The organism is Candidatus Zixiibacteriota bacterium, from assembly GCA_035380245.1.
Taxonomy (GTDB): domain Bacteria; phylum Zixibacteria; class MSB-5A5; order GN15; family FEB-12; genus DAOSXA01.
The window spans coordinates 1-14586 of the sequence record DAOSXA010000009.1 but is presented as its reverse complement, the minus strand read 5'-3'; the positions used below and the strand labels follow the sequence as shown (position 1 = coordinate 14586).

Annotated in this window: 13 protein-coding genes; 2 read left to right on the top strand and 11 right to left on the bottom strand. The window is 51.6% G+C overall.

Translation table 11 applies throughout. The features are described from left to right. The 4 genes from PLF13_14430 to PLF13_14415 form a co-directional block, all read right to left on the bottom strand. The coding region (locus tag PLF13_14430) for a leucine-rich repeat domain-containing protein (protein HOP08466.1) at window positions 1–1749 on the bottom strand (1749 nt) is incomplete at its 3' end. Window positions 1750–2202: 453 nt separating this feature from the next. After that, window positions 2203–2790 (bottom strand): hypothetical protein, encoded by a 588-nt coding sequence (locus tag PLF13_14425; protein ID HOP08465.1) that lies wholly within the window; start codon window positions 2788–2790, stop codon window positions 2203–2205. 150 nt (window positions 2791–2940) lie between these two features. Continuing rightward, on the bottom strand, window positions 2941–3315 hold the full coding sequence (locus PLF13_14420; protein ID HOP08464.1) for a type II toxin-antitoxin system VapC family toxin: 375 nt from the start codon (window positions 3313–3315) through the stop codon (window positions 2941–2943). Further along, complete coding sequence (locus tag PLF13_14415) at window positions 3312–3518, bottom strand: AbrB/MazE/SpoVT family DNA-binding domain-containing protein (GenBank protein HOP08463.1); 207 nt, start codon at window positions 3516–3518, stop codon at window positions 3312–3314. The genes PLF13_14420 and PLF13_14415 overlap by 4 nt, the downstream gene beginning before the upstream one ends. A 545-nt stretch (window positions 3519–4063) precedes the next feature. On the opposite strand from PLF13_14415, the gene vapB reads away from it, so the two are divergent. Further along, window positions 4064–4291, top strand: coding sequence for a type II toxin-antitoxin system VapB family antitoxin (vapB, locus tag PLF13_14410; protein HOP08462.1), 228 nt, complete (start codon window positions 4064–4066; stop codon window positions 4289–4291). Further along, complete coding sequence (locus PLF13_14405; GenBank protein ID HOP08461.1) at window positions 4291–4692, top strand: type II toxin-antitoxin system VapC family toxin; 402 nt, start codon at window positions 4291–4293, stop codon at window positions 4690–4692. Before vapB ends, PLF13_14405 begins: the two co-directional genes overlap by 1 nt. 82 nt (window positions 4693–4774) lie before the next feature. Here the strand turns inward: PLF13_14405 and PLF13_14400 are convergent, their stop codons facing one another. From PLF13_14400 to PLF13_14370, 7 genes are all read right to left on the bottom strand, one after another. Then, the gene (locus tag PLF13_14400) at window positions 4775–5047 is read right to left on the bottom strand and encodes a type II toxin-antitoxin system YafQ family toxin (GenBank protein ID HOP08460.1); all 273 of its coding nucleotides are present in this window, start codon (window positions 5045–5047) and stop codon (window positions 4775–4777) included. Beyond that, window positions 5041–5304 (bottom strand): type II toxin-antitoxin system RelB/DinJ family antitoxin, encoded by a 264-nt coding sequence (locus PLF13_14395; GenBank protein ID HOP08459.1) that lies wholly within the window; start codon window positions 5302–5304, stop codon window positions 5041–5043. Before PLF13_14395 ends, PLF13_14400 begins: the two co-directional genes overlap by 7 nt. Before the next feature lie 100 nt (window positions 5305–5404). Beyond that, window positions 5405–5668: a hypothetical protein gene (locus PLF13_14390; protein HOP08458.1), complete on the bottom strand. Its 264-nt coding sequence runs from the start codon at window positions 5666–5668 to the stop codon at window positions 5405–5407. A gap of 67 nt (window positions 5669–5735) precedes the next feature. Beyond that, window positions 5736–6362 (bottom strand): hypothetical protein, encoded by a 627-nt coding sequence (locus PLF13_14385; protein HOP08457.1) that lies wholly within the window; start codon window positions 6360–6362, stop codon window positions 5736–5738. Window positions 6363–7482: 1120 nt separating this feature from the next. Continuing rightward, complete coding sequence (locus PLF13_14380; protein ID HOP08456.1) at window positions 7483–11931, bottom strand: hypothetical protein; 4449 nt, start codon at window positions 11929–11931, stop codon at window positions 7483–7485. A 151-nt stretch (window positions 11932–12082) separates the two neighbouring features. Further along, the gene (locus PLF13_14375) at window positions 12083–12898 is read right to left on the bottom strand and encodes a hypothetical protein (GenBank protein HOP08455.1); all 816 of its coding nucleotides are present in this window, start codon (window positions 12896–12898) and stop codon (window positions 12083–12085) included. A 1-nt stretch (window position 12899) separates the two neighbouring features. Further along, entirely contained in the window at window positions 12900–14219 is a 1320-nt protein-coding gene (locus PLF13_14370) for an AAA family ATPase (GenBank protein HOP08454.1), read from the bottom strand. Between the last annotated feature and the right edge of the window lie 367 nt (window positions 14220–14586).

Sequence of the window (14586 nt, the reverse complement as noted above, 5' to 3'; positions counted from 1 at the left end):
CCCCACGCCCACGCCCAGCGTCACCCCCACCCCGGTGGGGGTGACGCTGGGCGTGGGCGTGGGGGTGATCGGGGTCGAGGTCGGGCTGGGGGTGGGGGTACCGGTATGAGGTGTGGGGGAAGGCGACGACGTCGGCGTGGGGGTCAGGGGGCGGCAAGGTCGCCCCGTCACCGGAAGATCCCCGTCGCGTCCGAAATACGCCTGGGTCAGGTTCCTCACCACCCAGAGCATGCTCGCGGGCCTCATCAGGGCCGCGTCCGATGAGCCTCCTCCATCGTAATCGCCGGGAACCGGGCAGTCTCCCCCGGCTCCGAAGTAGAATCGGGTCAGGTTCCTCGAAGCCCAGAGCCCGTCCCCGCCGCGGAAAATGGTGGCCGAGTCCGTTCCCGTCCCGACCGGATCCATGGCCAGGCCGACGTCGCCCGAGGTTCCGAAATAAAACCGGGTCAGCCCCCGGACCGCCCAGAGTCCGGTGGTCGGCCGGAAAACGGCGATGTTCTTGGGCCGGTCACCGGAAAAGTAACCCGGAATAGGGGCGTCTTCCGTAGTTCCGAAGTAGCAGCGGGTGAACCCTCGGATGGACCAGAGGCCGGAGCTGCGCCGGAAGATCCCCGGGTCACAGCGTCCGTCGCCGTCGTAGTCCCCGGGCACGGGCAGGTCGTTCGCGCCCCCGAAATAAGCCCGGGTGATCCCCCGGACGATCCACAACCCCGTGGTCGGACGAAATATCGCCGGGTCGGACGTTCCGTCGTTGCCGTAGTCGCCGCTGACCGGCAGGTCTCCCGGTCCCCCGAAATAGAAGCTGCTGACGCTTCGAATGCCCCACAAGCCGGTCTCGGGCCGGAAGATCCCGATGTCGGAGGTCCCGTCGCCGTCATAATCGCCGCTGTCGACGGCGTTGAACGGGGTAGGGGCCGGGGTGGCCGTCGGCGTCGGTATTATTCCACTCCATAATGCCGTCGGGCGATCGTCCCACAAGTCCCCTATCGCCGGCCAGCCGCTGCTGGCAGCCAAACGATACAGCACGACAGTGTCGGACCCTTCGAAAACAGTCGCATCCTCTCCGGAGCCGGGAGCGGGTCCTTTGAAATAAAGGCCGGTAAGCTGAGGGCATTCCCGGAACGCTCCGCCTTCGATTGTGGTAAGGCCGGCGGGAACTGTGGCGGTGGTCAAACTCGAACTGCCACAAAAAGCTTCCGGCAATATGTGGGTCACACCATCGGGTATGTCATAATGCCCGGCTTTGCCCCCCGGAAATTGAACAAGTTTAATTTGATTCAGCAGATCTTTTCTTGTGAATAATACCCCGCTGACGCTGTAGAACGTTCGGTTGAGAGGATTGACCGTAATGTTCGTTAAGTTGGTGCAACTCGCAAACGCTCCCTCCTCGATCGTTAAGACCCAATCCGGTATGGTAACGCTCGTGAGGCCGGTGCAACCCCGGAATGCACCGGACCCGATAGTGCCCACGGTGTCGGGGATTGAAACACCGAGTAGAGCGGTGTTCCCTTCGAAAGCGGCTGAAGCGATGGTGACGACCCAGTAGCCTTCAATCCTGTCCGGAATTTGCACGTACCCGCCCGGACCGAGGTAACCGGTGATAGTGACCTGATACGTGCCGCCTATGTATGTCAATTCGTATTCGAAATACTCTTCGGGATCGGCGCCCGACGTAACCGGTGCGGCCACTAATAAAAGTCCTGCCAACACGCAACCTGCCGTCACGATTCTCGTTAATTTTTCTTTCATACCACGTCCTTGGTTACTGCGATTGGCGCGCTCCCCGGAAACTGTTTTATTTACGATGGTAACCCTTCCGGGCATAAAAAACAACCCGGCTCGACGGCGAGGGGCCCGATGGTCTCGTCGTGGGCGGCGCTGCGACGTTCTCGATGGGCTGAAACGGGCGCATAGGGAGGTTACTGATTATGGTCCGAGATAAATCAGTTCTGGCAGGGACCAGTGGTGCAAGCCCCCAAAACAGCCAGAAGGACCATCCCTCCGAGAAGGACTGCTCAGTAGGCTGTTCGGCAGAGGAGAGAGACGCATGAGTCACCCACTACATCGAGCAATCGTAGATAAGATCGCGAATGGAGTATACCGCAGTGTTGCTTGCGATAGGAAGCAGCACCTTCTGCTATTCGTCAGTACGCGCAAGGAGAGAGAAATATGGATGTACTGTGTGGGCCTTCTACTCGATATCTATAGAAAGAATCTATCTTCATTTATACTAGCAGGGGCATTTAAATATGCTTTTGGTATTACATCATCTAAAAAGGTCAATAATTCATTGAGCCAGTAGATTGAATCTTCGCATCTTTGAATAAATGGTGGGATAAGTTCAAAATTAGGGGTATTTTTAGAAGGAAGCCATAGGCAAGTTTGTAATGATTTTGCATTATAATAATATTGAGCCCCAGCGATACCAATGTTAATGAGCCATAGGGGAGCATGTTTTCTAAATTGCGAATGAAGCAGTCCAGTACAATATATACTGCTGTCATTGGCAAGTTTCTCTAGATGATTTGCATCTTTTGTAAGCTCAATATTTCTGCAAATATTAATAGTATCATTAAGATTTTTAATCCAGGAATTAAATTTGCAAGTAATATCTATTAGCCATCCTGCACTCGGAAGCATATTGACCTGCATAGTTTTTATTGACAAAGTAGTGGAAATGGTCGCTGAGCGAAGTGCTTTGCCGGTTAAATGGGTTTGTATGGCTACAACAATTAATGCGCCCAGGTTAAGGATGAGGGCAAGGATAGTGACGATTTCTATGTTTGTCATTTGCTTGTCTCCTTAATGCAAAAATCATTCAATTGGGAAAATATTTAGGAATTCTCACAATACTTCGAGAACAAAAGATTTCAGGATTTCTGGCATTATTACTTCTGCATATATTGCAGAGATAACAGTAATATATAGCGGCTGTTCCCGTCACTTCTTGGGGAAATATTTCACGCCGGGGATCTCCCGGAAGTCCGCGTCCAGGGTCCAGATCGTTGCGCCTAACTCGCGCGCGGTCGCCAGGATCATGGCATCGGCCATGGGCAGGGAAAGGGCGAGACTCAGTTTGCCGGCCGCCAGGGCCAGCTTGAGGTCGAGATCGACGACCCGGCCCTTCTGCATCGCGCCGCATACCTGCATGGCCGCGTTTTCGCCCGATTCCCTCAAAACAACCTTGAAGACCTCGTAGATGACGACGGCGGGCACGATCAGCCGGTCGGGCTGCTGCACCACGGGCGCGAAGTGAGAGGCGTTGGGACCGTCGGCGAAGTACTCCAACCACGCCGAGGAATCCACCAGGTTCATACCCGGTCCCCCTCGCGCTCGAAGCCGGTATCGATCCCTTTCAGGAATCCCCGCAGCTCGGCGACGTCCCGATCGGGGATCAGCTCGATGCGGCCTTCGTATTCGAGTACCTGCAGCTTCTGGCCGGGGCGAAGGTTCATGGCCTTGCGCACCGGGCGGGGGATGACCACCTGATATTTGGGCGACAGAACGACTGAATGCATGCCGATACCTCCATCGATAGCGTAGTCATACTACAATAGCCTGATCGATGGGCCGCTGTCAATCATAGGAGCATAGGGCATGGAGTATAGGGAAAGTGAGGGTTCAGGAACCCACCACCTCGGCCTCGGAAGCAGTCCACAGACCTGCCTGCCGGCAGGCAGGTTTACACAGATAGGGAAAGGGTTTTGGGTAAGCATAGGGCCCGGGATATTTGAGGTCATTGCGAGGAGCTTTAGCGACGAAGCAATCTCTGGAGCAGTTCAAATATATGGAGATTGCTTCGCTTCGCTCGCAATGACGGATTTACGCTCTTCCCTGCTTCCCCCCTGAACCCCAAGGGGGCCGTGGCTTTTTCTATGCTCTGCCCCATGCTCTTTCCTGTTTTCCTGAACCCTGAACCCTCCTATGCCCCATGCTCTCTGCTCTTTGCTTCTCACCACAAAGGGGGAATGAGCGGAGTCGACATAGTCGTTCGGCGGAGTATGACATTGACGGCCGCTGCGCCAAAATGGTATCTATCATGATAGATACCAAGGAGACAGCCATGAAAACAGCGAAACTGTTCGAGAACGGCCGGAGCCAAGCCGTGCGTCTGCCGAAAGAGTGCAGGTTTCGAGGGGACGAGGTGTATGTAAAAAAGTTTGAGGACATCGTCATTCTCTTCTCGAAAGAAAGTCCTTGGGGGCCCCTGGTGAACAGCTTGGACAAGTTTTCGGACGATTTCATGACGCGCCGTGTTCAGCCCGAGCAGCAGGAACGAAAAAGCCTGTGATGCGGTTCATGCTCGATACCGATATCTGCATCGAGTTGATCCGGAAACGCTCTCCCCACTTGTTGCGCAGGCTGACAAGGTTGCGGCCTGACGACGTCTGCGTCTCTGCGATTACGCTGAGCGAGCTCGAGTACGGGGTGGCCAAGAGCGCCGCCCCCAAGCAGAACAAGCTGGCGTTGGCCGAGTTTATGACACCCATGACGGTGATGCCGTACGACGACCAGGTTGCCGACCGATACGGCCGTATCCGGTCGGAACTCGAAGCTCGGGGTAAACGTATCGGACCGCTCGACACCATGATTGCGGCGCACGCGCTGGCTTTGGGGCTGACGCTGGTAACCAACAACGAGCGGGAATTCCGCCGCGTTCCGGATCTGCAGGTCGAGAACTGGGAGAAGTAGCTTAGTCTTCTCTTTTATCGAACGCCCGCGCCGAGGGTTTCGGCGCGCTGGCGGCGAATAGCCTGCGGTGCGATATCCGCGCCTACTTCCTCAGCAAATCGGAGTGGCTTCCCGTGCGCTCGAAGATAACGCTGTCATCTTCGATCTTGTAAATGAGGAGCCAGTCGCCGGCGAGGTGACATTCCCGTCGACCTCGATAATTCCCGATGAGCTTGTGGTCATGTAGCTCGGGCGGGAGGGGCTCCTCGTCGGCGATCCACGTCATGACCCGCTTGAGCCGGAACATGTCTCGGCCCGATGTCCGGGCCTTTTTGTAGTCCTTCTCGAAACGGGTCGTGGTTTTGAGCTTCAACATTTGTCGAGCGCCGCGAACATTTCATCGAGACTCCCGTATGCATGGAGATCCTCTCCGCGGTCGGTCGCTTCAAAGGTCCGCCGCGTGGTCTCGTTCGGGATCTCGACGGGGAAGGGGAGCCCGTGGCGCAGACGGATCTGACGGTAGAACAGGTTGATCGCCTCCGTTGTGCTCAAGCCTACACGATCGAGCACCTTCTCCACGTCGGCCTTCAGGTCCGGCTCGATTCGCGCTCTGACTGTGGCGGTTCTGCTCATATTCATCCTCCATCGTTACGGGATAAAGGTAGCCCACATGGGCTACATAGTCAAGGGGATCTATTCCCGGCAGCGGGGCAGACCAGGCTGTCAGATTGCTTTAAGCGGAACGGAAAAAATAGACTACGACAAAGATCAGGAACCAGCAAACGGCCAAGAACGCCGGGACCCCAGCGGCAAAACAAGCCCATCGTCGGCGGTTCGCGGCATATGCGGCGACACTGCCGATTAACGCGACGGCTATCACGATGAGGGCCGCAACGATGACGGTATAGTTGAGTGAAAGCAGATATATCAAAGCCAGCAGTGAGGAGCCGATAGCCCATATAATCAAGGCAACCAGCATATTCGGAGTCCGTCGCATCACTGCTTCAAGATATGTTTCAGAATGCCGATTCGTTTTCGCCATCCAGCGACAAGAGATAATCCGATCACTTGGGCGCCGGGACTTCCTGCTTGGGCGTTTCCTCGGCACCGGCACCGAGGATGCGGCTGAACTCCTCCAGGAATTGTATCCGGGTTCTTTCGGCGGTCAGCCGAACGTCCTTGTCGTAGGTGAAACGAATCTTGAGGAAGTGGTTGCGGAACCCCGTCAGGTAGAGATAGGACACGCGGGATTTTCCGTTCTGCGTGTAGCGGTAGTAGGCGTAGAGGGCTACCGGCCCGGAACCGTTTACGTTCAGCGGGGCCTTGCCTTCGGAGATCTTCTTCACGTTGGCATAGCTACCCCTCTCCTCCATGGTCGTGATGTCGCCCTCCGCATGTTGTAATTCTTCCTTCAGGATCGAAGAATCCGGGCCGGCGGGAATGCGCTTTATCCCCAGCGTGTAGAGGTACACCGTAACCGTGATGCCCGGTCCGTTGTATCCGACGCTGATGCCGAAGCCGGGGTAGTCCGGCTCGAAGTCGGTTATATCCGCCTTTTTTTCGAGCCCGGCCAGCCTATCCGGGAAGACGATCCCGGTGGGAGCGTGGCGGTAGGGCTCCGCCCCCGCGCCGTGGATCGCCAGCAGCCCGGCCGCCATTGCCAGGCAGACACCGCGCGCCGATTTCTGCATAGATTCTTTCCTCTGGGGATAACCCTATTTCCGGGAGTGCGATTACATGCCGAAAAAATTTGTTATGTCGAAGTATATAGTTATTTCCGCGTCCCGAGCGTTGGTAATGTATAAAATGTCGTAGCATTTCCCGTCGTTTGTTACCGTTCTTTGCCTAAACATCCGATAGCCGGGATAATTTTTAGCTAACCAGTCATATTCGGCTGGAACTCCGATATCTGAGTTCGGAGCGCCTTTTATAACAACGGCTTCGGAAAAAGAAGTGCCGTTGCCTCCTTCATACGAAATTGTCGATGGAGTGGCCTCTGGAGACGCGATTGGGTTGCAAGATTGGTGAACTTGCGCTTGCAGGGAACAAACAAGCAAAAATAGAGATGCAACGATCATAGATATATAGTGCATGGCTTCTCTCCCCCTTTGATGGCGTCTGCCTCTGAAACCGTTGTCACATATAGGCATGTAGGTCATGGAGGGGAGAGGGGAGCAGAGGGTTTAGGATGTGGGCTTTGATTCCCCCATTGAAAATTTCCCAATCAGAGTAATCAGGTGCAGAAATCTCCAGAGGCCGAGGCGGGGCGTTTTCTACTGAATACTATTATTAGGTCAAACTAGTAGTGTCCCAGCGTTTGATCTGTCGAATATCGCAACTCGTTCTTTAATATGAAGTTAAGTCTAAAAAACCCTATTTTCGACTTGAATGTGGTTATACGCTCACGCCCCCTGAACAACAAGGAGGTTAAGCGTGTATATCGGCACAACAATCTTTTCCCAGTTGATGCAGTCTCTTTCTTGGCACTAATTTTATCCCATTGTTCGAAGGTACGAAAGCAACCATAACATCAAGTCCATCAGTACCTATCTGCTTATCGCCATCATCCGGAAACGACTCCGAATCAACCTTCCTCTCTACACTATTCTACAGATTTTGAGCGTATCCCTTTTCGAGAAGTCTCCTCTCCTGCAAGTACTTACAGATTCCGATTACACTTTTGACAACCCCGGTTTCCCTAACCAATTGACATTGTTCGACTAATGTTGGGACACTACTGGGATTCAGGGTGTGGGGCACCATGGGATAAACGAGAATAATCGCGAGGACTTTTGGCGAGCTAGATCGTCGTCATAACTGCTTGCGTACTTGATCATTGGAAATAAATATATTGAGATCAGCGTTGATCCGCGCAGCAGAATAGACGATTTGGGATGGATGATGCTGTCGGTGATCGCTGTCAACCAATCGCCGTTCGCAATAGATCCTAACCAATAATTCAAGATTGTGTTCAGTGAGGAACTTCTGAAGCCAGGTGCCGCGAACCAGAAGCGACTTGCGGCATCTGATGGGCTCATCAACACCATAATTCATGAAAACAACGTCTTCGGTAGTATCCCACCACGAAGGCCCTCGCTCGTCCAGTATAAGTTTCGCCTTGGCCTGAATGAAAGTCGATGGCATCGCTGCAAATACAAAATCGCCAATTGAACAGTCGGTGCTGTTTCCCTCCCACATGACTGTTTCGACGGTGGGGACAAGTTGCCAGCGCTGTTCTCCGTCGACTAGTTCCCTGAACTTTGCCTGTTGGTGATAGCATTTATGAGGAGTCCAACCTATCTCACCAGCATAGCAGCAGTCGACGTGCCCCTGGTCATCGATTAAGTCCCAACGATGTGACTGTTCGAGCTTTAGTAAATGTGGCAACAGTAGCCTAGTCTGATCGCGTGGCGTCAGCCAGCTGTCGAGTGCAATAACCTGCTGAAGACCGAGCCAACGCTTGTCCGCAGATGGATCGCCCTGTGAGAAGTAGGCAGAGAGCAGGAACCATCGCTCGTTTTCCGCATCTGTTACAAAGCTCATATGATCGAGTGTAGGTTCAGATGCGGTGTCGGAGAGGAACCGCTCGATGCTTCCGCCGTACTGTTTGAAGTCAGGTTGACTTGGTGGCCAATCGACAACTCTAATTGGAGCGGGTCGCCAAGTAGGCTTGCCTTCTCCTCCACCTTCTACAAAGCCGCGGTAGTCGATTGGGGGTAGACTAGGGTCGATCTCCCGTTCGGCGATGATTTGGTATAGCCCTTCATACGGCTTGGAGGCATCCCATTGCCGAACAGGCTGGAAATTGTCGGCAATACGAGCCAACAATTCATGATATGCCATCCATTGATATTTTTTACCCCATCGTTCACTCTTATGCGCCTCACGACCTCCGCGCGATTGGGCGATCCTATGGTCCACGAAGCCGAACAGTTGGGGTCTCCACCCGAGAGTTAGGGTCCGTTTAAAGACCCAGCGCAGGGCTTTATCCACTGGGTATTCATCATTACGCAAACGCCGTCTCGATGGTTGTTTCCAAACCGAGCGCAGTAATTCTGCTTGTTTTTCGTTTAGAGTTCGGCAGAATTCCGAAGATTTAGCTGGTTTTGATTCTGCGGTTTCCTTTAAAAACTTTCCCAGATCCTCACGTTGTTTGGGAGTGAGTGCCTTCTTGAAGGCTACCCATCTGCTTTTTATGAATCGTGGCTCCGGCCAGTGCTCCTTCTCGGGAAACTCCTCCTCGCAACGATAGCGCGAAAAGTTTTGAATGCCAGATGCTACAACGTCGCGTCCAAAGTCACCCAGTTCCCAGAGCGATAGACGGATCGTACTGTAACTTTCATTGGGGGGCTGTCCCTCGTTAAAGCCATATTTCTTTTTAAGCGTTGCCTCTGTTGGTACTCCTCTTGGTGGTGCGAGCTTGTAAGGTCTCCTGATGTCAATCAGTGCCTTCTTAGGAAGGAGGTTATGCGCAACTCCCCACTCAACCCCACCCCTTGCCGCGTCAAGCATCAGCTCATCGGCTCGGATAGGATGAGTAAAAACAAGTTTCCAAATCACCTTTGCTAACTTCTTGGCGTCCTTATGATCAGACGGATTGCTGCGCATGAGGGCTCCGTAGGCGATGACAACGACTCGTTGAATTACGTAAGGGTCATCAATTTCCCAAAAACGCTCAACTAGCCGACGTGCAACGTCTAGATGTCCTCGGAGAAGTTGAACCAATGCCTTCGTTACCCAGTCACGCATGAAACGATTCGAGGATGATAACAGCCATATAAGTGGTACACACGACAACTCAATGACCTGTGGGTCGTATTTAGGATAGGGTCCGAGCGCAGCCCATCGAGCCAGTGTGGCTATCGGGCTAGATTCATCAAAGATTTCGTGATAAGTGGCGAAGCCGAAGAATGAGTCCCGCTTGGGCATTTTGAATCCCATTAGATAGCGATGGAGAGCCTCAGCGTTCAAACGGTTGTCCGGCTGTGGTGCCATGAGGAAAAGCTTTCGGAAGAGTTTATCCGGCGTGATCAGCAGAAAGCTTTGATTAAAGAGTTTTATGGTTCTCTCGGTGATAGCTCTAGCGTCCCGATAGGGCAATGTCTCAAAAACCGCCTGAAAGACGCGCTGTGCACGTATTGACCTAAGACGACTACCGTCGTCGTCACTGTCTGGAAACTCCATCGACTTGGCGCTTATGCCCAGAAAATCTGGAAGCTCCGTGTCATAGAGTTCCGGCAGTGCCACAGCTGCCGCCTCAACGATTCCCAAACTGCAATCGTCAAGAAGCCACCGCCGCAGGTCCGCATCGTTCATTGGGTCCTCGATAGCCGAGAGACGTTTGCGTAGGATTAAGTAATCAGCAAAGGCCTGGAATACGATACAGAACCCATCCTGCATAGAGTTTCCACCCAGATAGAGCATCTCTCGTATCAGGAGTCCTTCGTTCTGAAGCGCTCCTAGTATGTTGGCGGTATCGTAAGACGTCCCGTTCATAACTGTTGTGGCGAGTTCCTCAGCCCGTTCGACGCAAATTCCTTCTCGGCCGGTCAGTGCAAACTCATCAAGTAAAGCATCAATGACCTTTGATACGCATGATTTGGCGTGCTCAATTTCGTATGTGGATGCTGCGGTAGGTCTCAGAAGGTGTGCGACTCGCTTCAACTTTACACTGAGGTATCGATCGAAGATCCGAACGCGTCCCTCATGTCCAATTGCAGAGTTGCTCTGCCTGGAGTCACGCAGACTCTCGCAGTACATTTTTAGGAAGAGGGGTAAACTGAACTCGGGTACAAGCAGCGGAATGCACGGGGCTTCAAGGTTGTAGTGGGTGAAGTATTTCTGTGTTGCCTCTACCTCTCGACCTGCAAAGCCAGGATGTTTGCGGAGCACGTATTGGGAGCGCTCGTTGTCATCGTCGACAACGTCCAAGTACGTGTCTCGGCACGACACCGCCAGTGAGACATGCGGCCAAAGCGCGATAGATGCTCGTAGAGTAGGTAGGTGTCTTACCCAGAAATTAGGCGGAACAGTTTCATTTAGAGCGTCGATTAGCAGGACGAAGCGTCTTCCCGACACAGAAGATGCTTCACCAGCAGCGTCCATTGCCCCGAGTAGGACATCTGCTCCAATAGGTTTAAGCCCGAGTTGGTCGCAGATGCTTCCCCAAAGATTATCTGATCCGAACCTTGCGCCAAATAAAACAACTGCTGGTCGCCCCTCCTCTATAGCCTGATGGACGCTGCCAAGGAAGAGATGGGTCTTCCCAGAACCGGCTGGTCCGACAAGAAGGTAATTGCGTTGCTGGAGAGCTCGTCCAACGGATGAATTCAGCAACGACTCAAGTTCGGAAGCTGCATCACGGAGTTTACGGACCGAGTAGCCATGCATTTCAGCCAGAGGCCTTTGGCGCTCTTCATCATGATTTTCCGGTGGTTGTTTACTCCACTTTATCTCCAACTCGAACTCTCGTTGTTCAGCGTTGCTCACAGAGGAGAGGAATTCACTCAAAGCGCTCTTTAGTGGATCAAGCGAGGAAGCATTAATACTCGCCTGAAGGATTACCTTCTGGCAAGCGTCGATCAATTGTTTAGCCGATTGGCTAACGGTGTTATGTAACTTAACCAGATCCTGGGGCCCAATTGGCACTAGATGCATATCATGGCCAGCAGATATTACCTTTTGTCGTAGTAGCTTGAATTCTTCAAATATTGATTGGGTCGCGCCAAGTGCTTTAAGATCTTCCTCTATAGGGAGGTCAACTTGTAAGTCTGGGCGATACTTCTCCCCGGCCGCCGCGGCCTGTTCTTTAAACCGTCGTTCCAGCCACCCGGAGTCAAAAACCGGTGTTTCCCACCAAAACCAGGCTCGACCGCGATGTTCAGGCCGAGCAAGAATTGCGAGGAGATCGCTCCCCTGGATTAGCTCGAATTCGATGCGCTTAGCACCGCGAATATGCTTCTTCCATGACGCGATTTTGTACTCGAACTTCTGCCGCTGAGAGATGCGCTCGCCGCCTCGCGTTGATGTAGCTAGGTTCCAGGAGATAACGAAGGTTAGCTTGACCAATTCCGGGCGGTCCCGAACAACGCGCTGGACACTGTCAGTCATTCCAGCCAGTAGTGCATCAATACCATGAACATGTTTGGCTTGCCAGCCCCATTCCGTGGTATCGGGGAGAGTCGCGTACCACTCAACGCCTCCATCTGGGTTGCCAGTCCGGATTGCTTGTGAGCCGGATGGAACGTCTGACTTGAGCAATTGGTAAGAGAGTTCCTCAAATGCTCGGGACTGCGACCCATTCCACGAGCGTAGTGTATCGAAATGGTTTACTCCCGATGATCGCGGCACTACGAGACACTCCTATATTCAGGCTGCCCCATAGGTGTAATTTGATTCATCTAATGGTGACCTAATTTATTAGATGTTTCTTGATACGACGTGCCCAGTTGTATTTCGAGAGCTCGGAGTACGTTGTGGCAAGGCGCAGGTTTTCCTCGATAACTTTCCAACTAGTTTCAGCTTTCTGTCTGTTACCGATACGATTACGGAGCCACTTCCCCAAGATCGTGGAGACATCGTGGCCACGGATGATTAGTTGGGTCTGGATACCCCTACTTGATCGCAGACTGTCTCGAAGCAATCTCATTGTGTCGATCGAGATGCCGTTCTCTTGTCCTAAGAGAACTAGGAACTTGTCCGAGTTAAATGTTCCGTCTGGATTAATGCATTTTTCAAGATTGATATTATTGATATTCCACGAGCAGCCATTTTGTGAGTTGTAATACCGAGTTAGGCCAACAATGTAAAGTTGATGCATTGCTTCGGAGATGGTGGTCCGTGGATTGGGACATTTCTTGCAGCTGGCCTTCTCATTAAGGAGTTTCTCTCCCGCCGTTGTCATGTACATATCGACTTCAACATCACGGTTCTCTGACGTTATGATCCGTGGTCGACTATCACGAACTCCATAGTCATTGTCGATTAAGCCGAGAATTTTTAACCTTGTACTGTTAGCCACTTCCCACTTCTTAATGGTTGCAATTGCTTCCTCCACACCGGCGTGGCCACCGCAAGAAATTATTTGATCCACATAATCAGGAAGGTGATGGGATAGCAGCTGCACTTCACAGGTGCCTTCTACAAATAGGATTGGGGACGATCGCCGGGACGGACTCATTAAGACGGCCGCGGCTGCCGCCGCGCCATCGTAAGAGGGAATATCCATTTCAGATTTCCTGACAGATATCCACTCGATTCCCGATGATGGCAGGCGAATGTGTTGCTAGAACGAATTTCAAACCTGCAGCCTTGCCGATCGCTTCAACATCAGAAAGAAACTCTCTCTGCCAGTCGATGTGAAGGGATATTTCTGGCTCATCAATCAAAACCAACGTTCCAGGAGAAGAGAAGAATATCAGGTCCAACAAAAGTACAATCTCATGCTGTTCTCCAGAGCTTAGCAGGTTAGGGTGGAGTTCATCGCCATTAGCCAAACCGATATGGATACCGGTTTGACCGTCAACCTTCACTGTCTTTGTAGGTTTGAATTTTCGATTAATAATATCGAGAAATAAGAGAAGCTTGTCGGCAAAAGGTTCTAGTGCTTGATACTTTTCAGCGCTATCGGAAAGATACAGTGAGATAGCTTGTCGATTGTTCTCGCCGATCGACTCCAGGCGAATGTCAAAATTGCCTCCCGCAGTTAGTAGATCAACTTTCCGCAGCTTGTCTCCAAGACATTCTGTTTCATCAAGAAGCTGCTTTAGCTGAGTATCAGTGAGGCGTTTCCCTGTCTTCAATAGTAATCGTCTTGGATAGGTACTGTCCAGATTTTGTGACAGGTTTATCGATTCATTAAGTTTATCTCGGATGAGCGTTCGAAGTCGTCCTGAGCGATCTATAACAGCATTTTGATATTGAAGACCGCTGCGATGATTGTAATTATTAGGTTCGGCCTTCATTATTATAAGGCGCTGAGTTTGGATGAACTTGACATGGAGTTTCTCAATCAAAGTTCTATACCAATCGATATCAATGTTAGGTTGTGCCCAGGGAAGTTGGTCCGAGTATTTCTCCAGAACGGAATTAAAGGAAAGGATGTTGTTGGTCGTTATATCAATCCATTCACGTCGATTTACTCGGTTGAGTTCTGGGATTACGTGTTCTATCATATTTAGAGGTATGCGCTCCGATAGCTCAATATATTTATTTATATTTATATTTGAAGAGTGTACCACGTTACTATTAGTGTCAAGCAGCTCAAGCTTAATGGCGTAAGGAAAAGTACCTTGCCTCCTTTTTTTCATAGATTGAACACGAGTGGCTTTAATTGTCTTACCATTACTCAGGTTAAGGGAGAGCGACTTGAAACTCACATTTAGGATTTCGAAAAGACAGCCTGTTAGCATTGAATTGAGCAATTTGAGCACAGTGGTTTTACCCGACCCATTAATGCCGAAGACAATCGTTGCGCTATCTTTTAGGCTAATAGAGATGGTACCTTTGCGTCCAAATAATTCTTCAACTTCGAATGAGATTACATTCATATCGTTTCCTCCTGGTTATTTGTATTATCTGGTTTGATTCAAATGTTAGGTCACTATTAATTAGTATCGACAACCGTTAACAGGCAAAGCAATTCCAAGACAGGAAGCCTGTATCGCTGTAAACTATGTAGCTAAGTTTAATTATATTCCATCGGCAAGCAAGCAGTCAATACCCTGGTTTCCGGCAGCGTATCCAAAACCTCCCGGTTCAGGAATTCATCCCTGAACTTTCCGTTGAATGACTCGATGTATCCGTTTGCCCGATGGGATGGTTTAAGGCAGTGGTGGTTTACTCGCTTCTGGAGGAATCGCCGAACATGGCGCGGCCGACCTGGACCCAGTTGTTGAGGAACTGCTCGACCTCGTC